The organism is Bacteroidales bacterium (assembly GCA_029210725.1).
GTDB lineage: Bacteria > Bacteroidota > Bacteroidia > Bacteroidales.
Genome location: JARGFM010000010.1, coordinates 114,238 through 129,078 on the forward strand (window position 1 = coordinate 114,238; position 14,841 = coordinate 129,078).

The 14,841-nt window shown below is 50.4% G+C and carries 10 protein-coding genes, 2 tRNA genes and 2 rRNA genes; 7 read left to right on the plus strand and 7 right to left on the minus strand.

Going from position 1 to position 14,841, the window contains the following annotated elements:
- Positions 1 to 45: 45 nt before the first annotated feature.
- The 3 genes from P1P86_07495 (at position 46) to P1P86_07505 (ending at position 6,554) form a co-directional block, all read left to right on the plus strand.
- A complete protein-coding gene (locus P1P86_07495; GenBank protein MDF1575020.1) occupies positions 46 to 1,386 on the plus strand; it encodes a Gfo/Idh/MocA family oxidoreductase in 1,341 nt (446 codons plus the stop codon).
- Between the two features lie 122 nt (positions 1,387 to 1,508).
- Entirely contained in the window at positions 1,509 to 3,068 is a 1,560-nt protein-coding gene (locus P1P86_07500; GenBank protein ID MDF1575021.1) for a sugar porter family MFS transporter, read from the plus strand.
- Between the two features lie 30 nt (positions 3,069 to 3,098).
- Positions 3,099 to 6,554 (plus strand): hypothetical protein, encoded by a 3,456-nt coding sequence (locus tag P1P86_07505; protein MDF1575022.1) that lies wholly within the window; start codon positions 3,099 to 3,101, stop codon positions 6,552 to 6,554.
- 103 nt (positions 6,555 to 6,657) lie between these two features.
- Here P1P86_07505 and P1P86_07510 read toward each other — a convergent pair whose 3' ends face one another.
- The 7 genes from P1P86_07510 to P1P86_07540 all read right to left on the minus strand — a co-directional run bounded on the left by P1P86_07510 (position 6,658) and on the right by P1P86_07540 (position 11,705).
- Complete coding sequence (locus P1P86_07510; protein ID MDF1575023.1) at positions 6,658 to 7,029, minus strand: HsmA family protein; 372 nt, start codon at positions 7,027 to 7,029, stop codon at positions 6,658 to 6,660.
- Between the two features lie 46 nt (positions 7,030 to 7,075).
- Entirely contained in the window at positions 7,076 to 7,507 is a 432-nt protein-coding gene (locus tag P1P86_07515) for a ubiquinol-cytochrome c reductase iron-sulfur subunit (protein MDF1575024.1), read from the minus strand.
- Positions 7,508 to 7,602: 95 nt separating this feature from the next.
- On the minus strand, positions 7,603 to 7,791 hold the full coding sequence (locus tag P1P86_07520; GenBank protein MDF1575025.1) for a DUF2892 domain-containing protein: 189 nt from the start codon (positions 7,789 to 7,791) through the stop codon (positions 7,603 to 7,605).
- Positions 7,792 to 7,941: 150 nt separating this feature from the next.
- Positions 7,942 to 8,274 carry a cyclic nucleotide-binding domain-containing protein gene (locus P1P86_07525; GenBank protein MDF1575026.1) on the minus strand — a complete coding sequence of 111 codons (333 nt, stop codon included), beginning with the start codon at positions 8,272 to 8,274 and terminating at the stop codon, positions 7,942 to 7,944.
- Between the two features lie 140 nt (positions 8,275 to 8,414).
- The gene (locus tag P1P86_07530) at positions 8,415 to 9,587 is read right to left on the minus strand and encodes a galactose mutarotase (GenBank protein MDF1575027.1); all 1,173 of its coding nucleotides are present in this window, start codon (positions 9,585 to 9,587) and stop codon (positions 8,415 to 8,417) included.
- A 19-nt stretch (positions 9,588 to 9,606) separates the two neighbouring features.
- Complete coding sequence (locus tag P1P86_07535) at positions 9,607 to 10,953, minus strand: dihydroorotase (GenBank protein MDF1575028.1); 1,347 nt, start codon at positions 10,951 to 10,953, stop codon at positions 9,607 to 9,609.
- An 11-nt stretch (positions 10,954 to 10,964) separates the two neighbouring features.
- Positions 10,965 to 11,705 carry a polyprenol monophosphomannose synthase gene (locus P1P86_07540; protein MDF1575029.1) on the minus strand — a complete coding sequence of 247 codons (741 nt, stop codon included), beginning with the start codon at positions 11,703 to 11,705 and terminating at the stop codon, positions 10,965 to 10,967.
- Between the two features lie 466 nt (positions 11,706 to 12,171).
- Here P1P86_07540 and P1P86_07545 point away from each other — a divergent pair.
- The 4 genes from P1P86_07545 to P1P86_07560 form a co-directional block, all read left to right on the plus strand.
- Positions 12,172 to 13,691, plus strand: a 16S ribosomal RNA gene (locus P1P86_07545).
- Between the two features lie 160 nt (positions 13,692 to 13,851).
- Positions 13,852 to 13,925, plus strand: a tRNA-Ile gene (locus P1P86_07550).
- 10 nt (positions 13,926 to 13,935) lie between these two features.
- Positions 13,936 to 14,009 (plus strand) — tRNA-Ala (locus P1P86_07555).
- Positions 14,010 to 14,089: 80 nt separating this feature from the next.
- A 23S ribosomal RNA gene (locus P1P86_07560) occupies positions 14,090 to 14,841 on the plus strand; the annotation flags it as partial.

Consider the following 14,841-nt stretch of genomic DNA (forward strand, 5'->3'; position numbering starts at 1 on the left):
TGGAGTTTCATTTGCCCCGGGGAGAATCAATTAAAAAGTATAAAGATGAAAAAGGAAAACAGAAGAGAATTTATAAAAAAAACCAGCGCAGCGGCTGCAGGGATCAGCCTGGGAGGGCTTGCCGCCTCGGCAAAAAGTTACCGAAGGATTATGGGGGCCAACGAGCGCCTGAATGTGGGTATTATCGGCTGTATGCGACGGGCAGAAGCCATCCGCTCCTCTTTCACGGACCTGAAGGACCAGGTGGAGGTGTCCTATGTGTGTGATGTGGTTAAGGATCGCAGGGATCAGTATGCGGCCTCTCTGAAGGAGCCTCTGGGATACCTGCCTGCGGCTGTCAACGACTTCAGGGAGATCCTGGCAGACAGCCGCGTGGATGCGGTGTTTCATCTCACTCCGGACCACTGGCATGCCCCCGGCTCCTTCCTGGCCCTGGAGGCCGGGAAACATGTGTATGTGGAGAAGCCTCTCACCCATAATCCGCGAGAGGGAGAGCTTTTTCTGGAGTTTGAAAAAAAATTTCCGCAGGTGATCTTTATGGGGACCCAGCAGCGTTCGCAAAGCACCGCCCGCAAAGTGGTCAAAGAGCTGCAGGATGGCTTGATCGGAGATATTTACCAGGTACTGGCGCACTATACCAACGGGCGGGCCTCCATCGGGAAGGGGAAGGTAATGGCCCCGCCGGAAGGATTTGACTGGGATCTGTTCCAGGGGCCGGCCCCCAGGCAGGATTATATGGATATCCTCTTTGATTATAACTGGCACTGGTTCTGGCCCTGGGGGACGGGCGAGACCGGAAACAATGCCACTCATGAGTTTGATGTGGCCCGTTGGATTCTTCAGGTGGACCATCCGGAAGAGGTGCATTGCAGTGCCGGTAAATATTATTACCGGGAAGACGACTGGTCCATGTACGATACCATGGACGTAAGAATGAAGTATCCCGGCGGCAAAACCATTCGCTGGGATGGAAGGAGCCGGACCGGACACAGCATTTATGGGGAGGGACGTGGTAACGTGGCTTACGGAACAGAGGGAACCGCCACCATCAGCAGAAACGGTTACAAAATATATGACCTGCACGGAAAGCTTGTCAGAGAGGAAGAGGAAGCCGCTCAAAGTGTGACCACCGGCATGGGTGGCGGAGGTGATATCACCACCAGGCATATCCATAACTTCTTTCAGACTGTCCGGGGGCAGGCCAAACCCAATTCGGTGCTCAAAGAGGCTGCCGGGAGCTCACATCTGAACCACCTTGCAAATATTGCATATCTGACGGGCGGAAGCCTGAAGGTGGATCCCTCCAGCGGACACATTCTCGATGAGGAGATCATGAAAAAGCACTGGGCCCGGGAGTATGAGCCGGGCTGGGAGCCTGTTCTCTGAGCGCTCCGCCGATGCGGGGAGGATCATGATCCCGGAGTGCAGAAGTACATGGATAAGAAAATTTGACTAGTTGTCTTATTAGGAATATATTGTGCTTCTATTCCTAACCTAGATTCTACGAAATGAAAAAGAACAAATTATTTACCATCCGGGTGGCGCTCACAGTTGCCCTGGGGGGATTTCTCATGGGATTCGATGCTTCGGTAATCTCCGGGGTAGTGAAATTTATTGAACCCCAGTTTGACCTGAGCAAAATACAACTGGGCTGGTCGGTGAGCAGCCTGACCCTGATGGCCACGCTGGCCATGCTGGTTTCCGGGCCCGTCAGCGACCGGCTGGGACGGAGAACGGTGCTCAAGTATGCAGCGGTCCTGTTTTCCATTTCCGCCGTGGGATCTGCCCTGGCTCCTAATTTTGTCATGCTGGTAATTGCCAGGATGATAGGAGGTATCGGAGTGGGAGCTTCGCTGATCATTGCCCCGGTATTTATCGCGGAGATTTCTCCTCCGGAAAGAAGGGGGCGGCTGGTTTCCTTTAACCAGCTGAATATTGTGCTGGGTATCTCAGTGGCCTTTTTTACCAACTACCTGATCGTCCGCCTGGCGTCTTCGGAGGCTTCCTGGGTGCAGACCCTGGGGATCGCTGAGTACAACTGGCGCTGGATGCTGGGACTGGAAACCCTCCCGGCACTGCTTTATTTTGTGGCCCTCTTTTTTGTTCCCCGGAGTCCGCGCTGGCTGATGATGAAAGGGAAGCAGGAGGAGGCCAGGGTGGTGCTCAACCGGGCCAACGACCCTGCAGCTGCAGAAAGGGAGTTTAATAATATTTCTGAAAGCCTGCAGAGCGGAGCAGAAAAAACGAAGACACCCATCAGGGAATTGTTTAAGCCAGCTCTCCGTCTGGTGCTCATCATTGGACTGGGCGTAGCGGTTCTGCAACAAATTACCGGTATCAATTCGGTCTTCTTTTATGCCCCGATGATCTTTGAACAGTCGGGCATCGGGACCGATGCGGCTTTTTCACAGGCCATCCTGGTGGGACTGACCAATCTTGTTTTCACCATTGTGGCCATCCTGTTTATCGACCGGTTTGGGAGGAAGTTTCTCCTGGGAATCGGGCTGGCCGGGATCACCGTTTTCATGTTCCTGCTGGCCGCCGGATTTAACTCAGCCACCTATTCCCTGTCGGGGGAGGTCATAACAAATCTTCCGGATAAGATCGAAAAAGAGAAATTGTACCTGATCCAGGATGAGGTTTATGACAGCGATGTGCAATACAAGGATAAGCTGAACGAAATACTGGGAAGCTCTGCGGCCAAGGAGTTCGAATCCGAGCTTATCGCCGGGGCTATCGATAGCAATCCCTGGCTGATCCTCCTTGGAATCCTGGGATTTGTGGCTTCATTTGCCGTTTCCATCGGCCCGGTGATGTGGGTGCTTTTTTCAGAACTCTTTCCCAACTGGATCCGGGGACTGGCCATCTCTTTTGTGGGATTTATCAACTCCCTGGTCAGTTTCTCCGTTCAGCTGGTATTCCCCTGGGAGCTGGCTACGCTGGGTACTGCCGGGACCTTCCTGATATATGGGATTTTCGGGGCCATAGGATTGGTTTTTGTGCTGGTCATGGTGCCGGAAACCAAGGGGAAATCCCTGGAAGAGCTTGAAAAGATACTTGTAAAATAAACCAAAGCAGTACCTAATCAGACCAGGAACATGGAAAGACGGAATATTTTCATCGGGGAGAATCCTGTAAGAGTCAATGAAGCGGGAGTCGAAGGTGCATTTGTTCAGCTGGACGGGGAAAGGTATTATAAGATTTCCTCTGTGGACCGGATGCCGGATTTTTTTATCAGCCTGGTGAGCGCTTCCGATCAGTGGATGTTTATCTCCAGCAACGGATCCCTTACCGCAGGCAGGAAAAATCCGGAAGGGGCACTGTTCCCCTATTATTCGGAAGACAAGATTCATGATTTCCATGGGAAGACCGGAAGCTGTACCCTGATCCTGGTCAAAGAGGGTGAGCGTAAAAAGTTATGGGAACCCTTTGCCGGGAACACAGGAATCTATGCGGTCAAAAGGAACCTCTATAAAAACCTGAGCAGTAATAAGCTGGTTTTTGAAGAGATTAATGAGGACCTGGGAATGACCTTCCGTTACGGCTGGTACAGCAGCGAACGTTATGGCTTTGTCAGGCGTTCCACCCTGTTAAACCAGGGGGCCGGTACCCGGGAGGTGGAGCTGCTGGATGGTCTGCAAAACATTCTTCCAAGCCATGTGAACCCGGGCCTTCAATTAAGCTCCAGCAACCTGCTGGATGCCTATAAACGTCAGGAACTGGTTCCGGGCACAAGCCTGGCCCTCTACCGCTTAAGTTCCGTTCCCTCGGATACCGCGGAACCCAGTGAGTCGCTGAGAGTGAACACGGTATGGTCCGAGGGTCTCCGTAATGTTTCTGTCCTGCTCTCCAGCCGGCAGGTGGATGCATTCAGGTCGGGCTATGTCCCGGAGCAGGAGCATGATATCAAAGCGGCCCGGGGGGCTTATTTCATTCATGCCTCTTTAGAACTTCCGGGCGGGACCCGGCAGACCTGGAACATGGTGGCCGAAGTGAACCAGGATGCTGCCGGTCTGGCCGCTCTGACAAATAAACTCGGGCAGGGGGAAGCGGCCGGGGCCGCTTTGCGGGAAGATATAGAAAGGAGCAGCACGGAGCTGCTCTCGCTGCTGGCCTCCTCGGATGCCATGCAGTCTACGGCAGACGAGCTGAGTTGCTCCAGGCATCTTTCCAATGTACTCTTCAATGTGATGCGTGGGGGGGTGTTTGCGGACAATTACCTGGTACAGGCAGGTGATTTTATGGAATTCATATCCAGGGCCAATACGGCCCTTGTTCCACTGGCCCGGAAGCTCTTTGAGGGTGATCATGAAGGTATTACGCACAGGAAGGTCCTGGAAAGGGCCTGTGCCGGGAATAAAACGAACCTGATCCGCTTATCGTACGAATACCTGCCTCTCACTTTTAGCCGGAGGCACGGAGATCCCAGCCGTCCCTGGAACAGGTTTTCCATCGAAAACAGGAAAGTGGACGGTAGCAGAAAACTCGGTTATCAGGGGAACTGGCGGGATATTTTCCAGAATTGGGAGGCCCTGTCCCTCTCCTTTCCGGGCTATGTGGAGAGCATGATCAGTAAATTTGTTAATGCTTCCACGGCCGATGGATACAATCCCTACCGGATCACAAGCGATGGCATAGACTGGGAGGTGCCCGATCCCTCGGATCCCTGGTCAAATATCGGATACTGGGGGGATCATCAGGTGATTTATCTGCTTAAATTCCTGGAGATTTCCGTGAATCATCATCCGGGCCGGCTTCAGGAGCTGCTCACAAGCGATTTCTTTTCCTATGCCAATGTACCCTACCAGATCAAACCTTACCGGGAGCTGGCGGAAAACCCGCAGAATACCATTCTTTTCGATCATGATCTTGAGAAGACCATTCGGAAACGGATAGAGGCGGTGGGCTCAGACGGGTGCCTGGTTTGGGACAGGGAAGAGCAGGTAGTACTGGTGAACCTGGCCGAGAAACTTCTGGTGGTCCTGCTTTCCAAACTGTCAAATTTCATTCCCGGGGCGGGGATCTGGATGAACACCCAGCGTCCCGAGTGGAACGATGCCAACAATGCACTGGTGGGCTTTGGTGTGTCCATGGTCACCACCTGCTACCTGCGGGCTTATGCAGCGTATTTCAGGGAGTTGCTTCGGAGCTCCACCCTGGAAACGGTCAGGGTATCTGCAGAGATGGCTGATTTTTTCCGGCGCATGAAGAAGGAACTGGACCTTCAGATGCAGGAACCAGAGAAGATGTTGACCGGACAGGGGAAAAAACGCTGTATGGATGCATTTGGCCAGGCAGGTAGTGATTACCGGCAGCATTTCTACCGGGAAGGATTTTCGGGAAGGAAGAAAGAGCTGCAGGTGAAAGAGCTGCTGGACTTCTTTGATCGTGCCCTTCAGGCCCTGGATGATACCATCTCTTCCAACCGGCGCCCCGACCAGCTGTTTCATGCCTACAACCTGATCCGGGTGGATGGCTCCCGGGTGATTCTCAGGCGGCTCTATGAAATGTTGGAGGGACAGGTGGCCGTGCTTAGTTCCGGATTTTTAAAACCTGTAGAATCCCTGGAGTTACTGGATGCGCTAAAGAGCAGCAAATTATTCCGGGAAGATCAGTACAGCTATATACTCTATCCCGACCGGGCCCTTCCCTCCTTTTTGGAGATTAACATCATCCCGGCAACGGAGATAGATCGTTCAGAACTATTGAAAACGCTGATCAGAAAGTCTGACCAACAAATCGTGGTCCGGGATGTGAACGGGGCAACGCATTTTCATGCGGATTTCAGGAATGCCGGCTTCCTGGAACAGGCCCTGGACCGTTTGCCGGAAGAGTATTCCACTCTTCTTGACAAGGAGCGGGATCTGATCCTGGATATCTATGACAAGGTATTCGATCATCAGTCCTTTACCGGGCGTTCCGGAACGTTCTATGGATATGAAGGCCTGGGCAGTATCTACTGGCACATGGTTTCAAAACTGCTGCTGGCTGTTTGTGAAACATATTACCGGGCGGCCGAATGCGGGGCAAATGCAGAAACGCTGGGAAGACTGGCGGAGCACTACTACGAGATCCGGGCCGGAATAGGACTCAATAAGGCTCCTGATATCTACGGGGCATTCCCCACGGATCCTTATTCACATACTCCCGGAAACCGGGGGGCTCAGCAACCCGGGATGACCGGACAGGTTAAGGAGGATATTGTTGCCCGCTGGGCTGAGCTGGGTGTCCGGGTCAGGAATGGCTGTATCCGGTTCCAGCCAGTCCTGCTCAGAAGGATGGAGTTTTTTCCGGGACCCGGAAAATTTGACTTTCAGGATCTGAGAGCTCAGGAGCGCTCCCTGCTCCTTGAAAAAGACACCCTGGGTTTTAGTTATTGTCAGGTCCCGGTCCTCTATCACCTGGCTGAAGTCCCTAAGATAGAATTGTTGTTCCGGGATGGGACAAAGCAGCAGATAGAGGGACTTACCCTTCACCCTGAGCTCAGTGCCGGAATTTTTGACCGCAGCGGGGAGCTCGTTCAGCTGGATGTTTGGCTCACGCCGGGTTTATAAGTGGCATGCGGCGGGTATCAGGATAAAATTCCATCTGCGGGAAACCCTCTTTTGCCCTGAAATACCATGGAGCCAAGCCAGAATATTCCGGGTCACAGTGGATTCAGTGGCTCATTGCCAGGATCATGCCTCCAAAGTAAGGGACCAGCCAGATCAGCCATACCAGCAGGCTGTAACGGTGAAATTTTGCTTTCATCTGTTCCTGGTTTTTGCGGATCACGATGGTGGCCCAGATGGCATGTGCCAGCATGAGCCAGAGTGCGATTTGCCCGGTCAGGGTGTGCGGATCCAGGATATCGAATTCTCCCTTTGCCAGGTGGTGCATGGCAAGGGTCCCGGAAACATCAAAAAGGAAACCTGTCCAGAAAGTTACCACATGCCAGGGTTTCAGTAATCGTGCAATTCTTTCGGCCCAGATGCCGGTGGAGTAAAAGACCAGTGCCAGGGTAATCAAGACCGTGGATAGAATCATCATTTTTAACAGGTTTTGCCCGTAAAAGTATGAATATTTTGGAAGCTGCTCAGCTCAGATCGACGGTCAGAATATCTCCATCCGGCATCACATCGAATTTTCTAAGAGGCGATGATGCAGGTCCGTTCAGGACCGTGCCAGTCGTACTGAAGATGGATTCATGGCAGGGGCAGGGGAGGTTCTGATTGCTGTGATTGTAGCTCACCTGACATCCCTGGTGGGTACAGACACTGGAAAGGGCGATATATCCGCTTCCGGTGTTTATAAGCATGATGTTGTTAACCACCATGGACCCCCCTTCCGGGACGAGACTGCTGAAATTACTGTTATTCAGGTCAATGGTCAGTGTGTTATCCGATGGATCCGTATTTCCGTTTTCCGGACCCAACTCTTCTTTCTGGCAGGAGCTCAGGAGTGATGGAACGATGAAGACCGTAGCCGTACCCGCTGCAATGTTTTTGATTAATTGTCTTCTGTTCATGATAATAGATGGATTTTATGGACGGTAAACGGGCAGCAATATCCCTAACCCCGATTCTGTCTGAATTTTCAACAAATATCGCTGCCCGTACCTGACTAAGATTTATTCTTCCTGGTTGACAGACCGAAAGGTATATACAGCGGACACGTGGATATCAGTGACGTGGCCAGAAAAACCACCCCGATAATGCCCCACCAGGATTTAAAATAGATGCCGGCTGCCACTATGAGCAGACCGAGAACAAGCCGGATCCTTCTATCCAGTAATCCCATATTTTTTTTCATGATCAATTGATGATTTTTATTTAGTCCAAATATAATACAGGAAGGATGTGCAACATTGTGACCAGCGTCACAAAGGCTTGAGAATTTTGATCTTGCCACGTTCCAGGGAGATAAGTTGCTCTTTTTCCATCTGTTTCAGCAGGCGGCTGATCACCTCCCTGGCCGTTCCAAGCTGACCAGCAGCAGTCGGGTTCTTTTTTCTACGATGGCTTCGGCCTGGCTCTCTTTTTCATTCAGGCAGGAAGTAATGGAAAGAATGCAGCTTTCTCCCGGTTCAATATGGTAAAAGACAATTTCCCTCCCGGTGGGGTCCAGTTTCCGAAGCTTGATGGAACCATCCAGTACCAGAGGGACTTGTTTAATAAACTGTTGTTCCTTCAGGATAATTGTGCCTGCACTTAGCTCCCGGATTTCCGCATTCGCCAGCTCGTCCATGATATCCTTCTCAAAGGAAAAATGGGATATTAGATTTTCGGGACTCATACCAGTATTTTATCCGTATAACACTGCATGAAATTTATTGTTCCAAAGCGAAAGAGATAACTCCTAGCAAATTAGGGGATTAAGAAAAAGGCCCGTCCTGGGAAGGACAGGCTCTTTAAGCTGTTCAGGCTTGATCTGTTTCAGTCCTCGACGCCGAATTTAAAGATGGTCTGGGAAACAAAGTTCTCACCAGGGCGAAGTATGGTACCTGGGAAATCAGGCTGATTGGGCGAATCGGGAAAATGCTGTGTTTCCAGGCACAGGCCGGCATATTGCTCGTAGACCCTCTTGCCGGATACCAGCGAACCGTCCAGAAAGTTCCCTGTATAGAACTGCACCCCGGGTTCGGTGGTATGTACCTCCAGATAGCGCCCTGTTTTGGGATCCAGTACTTTGGCGGCCAGGGTTTTCTCCCCCTCCGGACCATCGATCACAAAGTTATGGTCATAGCCCAGGGGCTCGTTGTTCAGCTCATCAAAACCTTCTCCGATTATAGTTGGCTTTCTGAAATCAAAGGGAGTTCCCTCCACATTGGCCAGTTCTCCGGTGGGGATCAGCTCCTCATTCACCGGGGTATACCTGGATGCATTCAGATAGAGGATGTGATCCAGGATAGTCCCTTCCCCCGCCAGGTTAAAATAGCTGTGGTTGGTCAGGTTCAGTACCGTGGCCTTGTCGGTTTTAGCTTCATAGGTAATAAACAGCTGGTCCATCAGCAATTCATAGGTCACCGTCACGTCCAGCTTTCCCGGGTAGCCCTCCTCGCCATCGGGACTTGTATAACTCAGCTTCAGCGCAGCACGTTCGTCGCAGGCGATTACCTCAGGGATCCAGAGTTTCTTGTCAAAACCCCTGAGCCCTCCGTGCAGGGAGTTGTTCCCATTATTTGCGGCCAGGTGGTATAGCTCTCCATCCAGGGTGAATTGGGCTTTGGCAATCCGGTTCCCATATCTTCCCACCAGGGCTCCAAAGTAGGGGTGGCCTTCCAGGTAGGGCTCCAGCTTATCAAAACCAAGGGTAATAATGCCTGATTTTCCATTCTTATCGGGAGTGTGGATCCCTGTAATGATGCCTCCGTAGTTGGTAATAGTGACGATAATCTCTCTTTCATTCCTGAGGGTGTAGAGCATGGCCGAATCCCCTTCGGGAGTCAGACCGAAAAAAGACTTTTCCACTTTGCATTTGGGATTCTTCGCTTCGGTGGCGGAAGAGCCTTTCTCGGAGGGGTTGCATCCGGTTAGTATTAAAAAAACAATCAGTGAAAGTCCCGTGATAAGCGGGAATCCGGATAGATCAATAAATTTCCTGTTCATGATATGTACGATTAAGGTTTTAGATTCTTTCGAACTCCAGCCTTTCTCCCCGGATCATCTCATTAAAGAGCCCGTCCATATAGGCCAGCTTCCCGTTGACCCAGGTATGGCTTACTTTGGAGTGAAAAACCTCTCCCTGGAAAGGAGACCAGCCACATTTATAGTGAATATTGCTATGGGCCACGGTCCACTCCTGTTCCATATCCACCAGTACCAGGTCTGCTTTGAATCCGGGTTCAATGAAACCACGATCCTTCACTCCAAAAAGCCGGGCAGGGGCATGGCACATCTTCTCTACCACCTTTTCCATGCTGATCTTTCCCCGGTGAACCAGTTCCAGCATGGCGTTCAAAGAGTGTTGGACCAGGGGGCCTCCCGAAGGGGACTGGAAATATCTGCTCTGCTTTTCCTCGATGGTATGTGGTGCATGATCGGTGGCAATCACATCCAGCTTATCGTTCAAAACGGCAGCCAGGAGTGAATCGCGGTCATGTTTTGTTTTAATGGCGGGGTTCCACTTTATGAGGGTTCCTTTCCGCTTATAGTCGCCATCATCGAACCAGAGGTGATGAACGCAAACCTCTGCAGTAATCCGTTTCTTTTTAAAATCGGTTCCCTGTTCAAACAGCTCCAGTTCCCGGGCTGTGGATAAATGAAGAACATGCAGCCGGGCATTGTGTTTCCGGGCCAGTTCCACAGCCCGGGAACTGGAAAGGTAACAGGCTTCCTCGCTTCGGATCACGGGGTGCAGCTTCATCGGGACCTCATCGCCATACTCATCCCTTGCCTTCTGAATGTTCCTCCGAATGGTGGGCTCATCTTCACAGTGGGTGCAGATGAGCGTGGGTGATCCTGCAAAGATATTTTCCAGTGCTTTCGGGTCGTCCACCAGCATATTTCCGGTGGATGATCCCATAAATACCTTAACCCCGCAGTTTCTGGACGGATCGAGTTTTTTTATTTCCTTCAGGTTATTGTTGGTTGCTCCCAGGTAAAAGGAGTAATTGGCCATGGAGACCTCCGAGGCCCTGGTATACTTCTTTTCCAGTTCCTCGATGGAGGTAGCCGGTGGCTTTGTATTGGGCATCTCCATGTAGGAGGTGATGCCGCCTGCCACTGCAGCTTTTGATTCTGTGGCAATCTCGCCCTTGTGGGTCAGTCCGGGTTCCCTGAAGTGTACCTGGTCATCGATGACACCGGGAAGAAGATATTTTCCGCCGGCATCAACTTCCTCGGCCAGATCCTGTTCCGCCCCGGGCTCGCCAGCTCCCATGGCCCGGATAATCCCTCCCCTGACCAGTACAAATCCATGGGTGATGTTCCCGGCATTGACAATTTTCGCGTTTTTAATCAGGTAGTTATTCATGATCTCTTTATTCAGGTACTGTTCCTTTTGTAGTTTTTGAACCAGCTGCCGGTTCTTAATCCAATGACTCCGAAAATGGCTTCACTGACGATTTTACCTGACATTTTTGAGCTTCCTTCTTTGCGGTCGGTGAAAATAATGGGAAGCTCCACCACACGGAAACCATATTTCCAGGCCTTGAATTTCATTTCGATCTGGAACGCATATCCTTTAAACTTGATCCTGTCCAGCCTGATAACCTCCAGGACTTCACGGCGGTAACAGACAAAGCCGGCTGTGGCATCCCGCACCTTCATGCGGGTGATCAGCCTGACATAGACCGAGGCGAAATAGGAGATCAACACCCGGCTCATGGGCCAGTTCACCACGTTTACTCCCGAAATATACCGCGATCCGATGGCTACATCGGCCAGGCCCTTCATGCAGGTCTCGAACAGTCTGGGCAGGTCGCCTGGATCGTGGGAGAAGTCGGCATCCATTTCACAGATATACTGGTAATCTCTTTCCAGGGCCCACTGAAAACCTTTGATATAGGCAGTTCCCAAACCCAGCTTGCCGGGTCGTTCGAGCAGGTGAAGCGACCTGGTATATCTGGATTGCAGCTCTTTGATCCGTTTTCCGGTGCCGTCCGGCGAATTGTCGTCCACAATCAGCAGGTCCACCTTTAGGGGCAGACCCAGGACCACCTCCACCAGGCTGCCGATATTCTCAATCTCATTATATGTAGGGACAATAACTAGTCGATCACTCATAATATGTATGGCCTTAGAAACAAAATTACATCATTTTTCCAAGTTTTTATCAGTCAGGTAAAAGTAAAGGCTTATATTTGCTGCCCGTTCTGCGAAGCGAAGTTCTATAAAAAGTGTTTTGTGAACACCTGATTACCAGTCGAATACAATTTATTTTCAAAAAATATATAAAAAGATTTGGTGATTCAATTTTAAAGCGCTTATCTTTGCATCCGCTTTAAACAAGCAGTTGTTCTTAAAACAAGGTTGAAGAGAGAGTTTTTTCCGGAGCGAAAGCCTCGAAAAAAGTGAAGAAAAGTTGTTGTGGATTAAGATAAAGTTTTTAACTTTGCATTCCGCAAAAACCATAGTTGAAACGGAACATAGTTCTTTGAAAATATTGAAGTAAGAAATAGGTAAAGAAGTCACCTGAAATTCCAAAATGAATTTTAAGGAGTGAAGAATCTTGAGCATATTAAATTTTTTTACAACGAAGAGTTTGATCCTGGCTCAGGATGAACGCTAGCGGCAGGCCTAACACATGCAAGTCGAGGGGTAACGATGTCTTCGGACAGTCGACGACCGGCGCACGGGTGAGTATCGCGTTTGTAACCTACCTTTAACTGGAGAATAGCCCGAAGAAATTCGGATTAATGCTCCATAATACTATGATCTGGCATCTTTTTATAGTTAAAGCTCCGGCGGTTAAAGATGGACATGCGTAACATTAGTTTGTTGGTGAGGTAACGGCTCACCAAGACTACGATGTTTAGGGGGTCTGAGAGGATGGTCCCCCACACTGGTACTGAGACACGGACCAGACTCCTACGGGAGGCAGCAGTGAGGAATATTGGTCAATGGGCGCAAGCCTGAACCAGCCATGCCGCGTGAAGGATGACGGCCCTATGGGTTGTAAACTTCTTTTATACGGGAAGAAACTTCTCTACGTGTAGGGAACTGACGGTACCGTACGAATAAGCATCGGCTAACTCCGTGCCAGCAGCCGCGGTAATACGGAGGATGCAAGCGTTATCCGGATTTATTGGGTTTAAAGGGTACGTAGGCGGAAAATTAAGTCAGTAGTGAAATCCCGCAGCTTAACTGTGGAACTGTTATTGATACTGGTTTTCTTGAATATAGTTGAGGTAGGCGGAATATGTAATGTAGCGGTGAAATGCTTAGATATTACATAGAACACCGATTGCGAAGGCAGCTTACTAAGCTATGATTGACGCTGAGGTACGAAAGCGTGGGGAGCGAACAGGATTAGATACCCTGGTAGTCCACGCCGTAAACGATGATCACTCGTTGTTGGCAATACATCGTCAGCGACTGAGCGAAAGCATTAAGTGATCCACCTGGGGAGTACGATCGCAAGATTGAAACTCAAAGGAATTGACGGGGGCCCGCACAAGCGGAGGAACATGTGGTTTAATTCGATGATACGCGAGGAACCTTACCTGGGCTTAAATGTAGAGCGACGGACCGGGAAACTGGTCTTTCTTCGGACGATCTACAAGGTGCTGCATGGCTGTCGTCAGCTCGTGCCGTGAGGTGTCGGGTTAAGTCCCATAACGAGCGCAACCCTCATCATTAGTTGCCAGCGGGTAATGCCGGGAACTCTAGCGAGACTGCCACCGTAAGGCGAGAGGAAGGTGGGGATGACGTCAAGTCAGCACGGCCCTTATGTCCAGGGCTACACACGTGTTACAATGGTCGGTACAAAGGGCAGCTACCTGGTGACAGGATGCTAATCTCTAAAACCGGTCTCAGTTCGGATCGAAGTCTGCAACTCGACTTCGTGAAGCTGGATTCGCTAGTAATCGCGCATCAGCCATGGCGCGGTGAATACGTTCCCGGGCCTTGTACACACCGCCCGTCAAGCCATGGAAGCTGGGGGTACCTGAAGTCCGTAACCGTAAGGAGCGGCCTAGGGTAAAACTAGTAACTGGGGCTAAGTCGTAACAAGGTAGCCGTACCGGAAGGTGCGGCTGGAACACCTCCTTTCTAGAGAGGTTCTTTACGATGACTTCTTTCCTATCTTACTTCATTATTTATATATCCTGAAGCGTATTTTGACGCTTTAACTGATATTATCCCGTTGCTCAGTATGAGATTGTGAAAACGATTTCATCCGGGATCACGGGTACTGAGTGAAGAGATTAATAGTCCCGTAGCTCAGGTGGTTAGAGCGCTACACTGATAATGTAGAGGTCCCCAGTTCAAGTCTGGGCGGGACTACTCAAAATGCGGGGGATTAGCTCAGTTGGCTAGAGCGCCTGCTTTGCACGCAGGAGGTCAAGGGTTCGACTCCCTTATTCTCCACAACTCCAGATTCCGATGTATCGGATAGGAAAAAGTTCTTTGACATATTGGAAAGAAGATTTTTTAAATAACCGTATTTGAAAAAAGTAAGTAAGAGCGTATGGTGGATGCCTAGGCTCTCAGAGGCGATGAAGGACGTGACAAGCTGCGATAAGCTACGGGGAGGTGCAAATAACCGCTATATCCGTAGATTTCCGAATGGGGAAACCCACCTGGTTGAAGACCAGGTACTCCGCAAGGAGGGCGAACCCGGCGAACTGAAACATCTAAGTAACCGGAGGAAGAGAAAACAATAGTGATTCCCTAAGTAGTGGCGATCGAACGGGGAAGAGCCCAAACCAAAGTCGTTTCGGCGGCTTTGGGGTTGTAGGACTACAACATGGATTATAGATTCGAAATGGAATTTTCTGGAAAGTTAAACCATAGAGAGTGAAAGTCTCGTACATGTAAGAATTTAAAATCCTAGTAGTATCCTGAGTAGCGCGGAACACGAGAAATTTTGCGTGAAACTGCCAGGACCATCTGGTAAGGCTAAATACTCCTGAGAGACCGATAGTGAACTAGTACCGTGAGGGAAAGGTGAAAAGCACTTCGAACAGAAGAGTGAAATAGTACCTGAAACCATGCGCTTACAAACGGTCGGAGTCCCCTTGTGGGATGACGGCGTGCCTTTTGCATAATGAGCCTACGAGTTACTCCTCACTAGCAAGGTTAAGTTCTTCAGGAACGAAGCCGAAGCGAAAGCAAGTCTGAATAGGGCGTCTAGTTAGTGGGGGTAGACGCGAAACCTGATGATCTATCCATGGCCAGGTTGAAGTAACGGTAACACGTT

What these genes read in the sequence shown, in the direction of transcription:
- P1P86_07495 (MDF1575020.1), top strand. Translation starts at nt 46, where the DNA reads ATGAAAAAGGAAAACAGAAGAGAATTTATAAAAAAAACCAGCGCAGCG.
- P1P86_07500 (MDF1575021.1), top strand. Translation starts at nt 1,509, where the DNA reads ATGAAAAAGAACAAATTATTTACCATCCGGGTGGCGCTCACAGTTGCC.
- P1P86_07505 (MDF1575022.1), top strand. Translation starts at nt 3,099, where the DNA reads ATGGAAAGACGGAATATTTTCATCGGGGAGAATCCTGTAAGAGTCAAT.
- P1P86_07510 (MDF1575023.1), bottom strand. Translation starts at nt 7,029, where the DNA reads ATGATGATTCTATCCACGGTCTTGATTACCCTGGCACTGGTCTTTTAC.
- P1P86_07515 (MDF1575024.1), bottom strand. Translation starts at nt 7,507, where the DNA reads ATGAACAGAAGACAATTAATCAAAAACATTGCAGCGGGTACGGCTACG.
- P1P86_07520 (MDF1575025.1), bottom strand. Translation starts at nt 7,791, where the DNA reads ATGAAAAAAAATATGGGATTACTGGATAGAAGGATCCGGCTTGTTCTC.
- P1P86_07525 (MDF1575026.1), bottom strand. Translation starts at nt 8,274, where the DNA reads ATGAGTCCCGAAAATCTAATATCCCATTTTTCCTTTGAGAAGGATATC.
- P1P86_07530 (MDF1575027.1), bottom strand. Translation starts at nt 9,587, where the DNA reads ATGAACAGGAAATTTATTGATCTATCCGGATTCCCGCTTATCACGGGA.
- P1P86_07535 (MDF1575028.1), bottom strand. Translation starts at nt 10,953, where the DNA reads ATGAATAACTACCTGATTAAAAACGCGAAAATTGTCAATGCCGGGAAC.
- P1P86_07540 (MDF1575029.1), bottom strand. Translation starts at nt 11,705, where the DNA reads ATGAGTGATCGACTAGTTATTGTCCCTACATATAATGAGATTGAGAAT.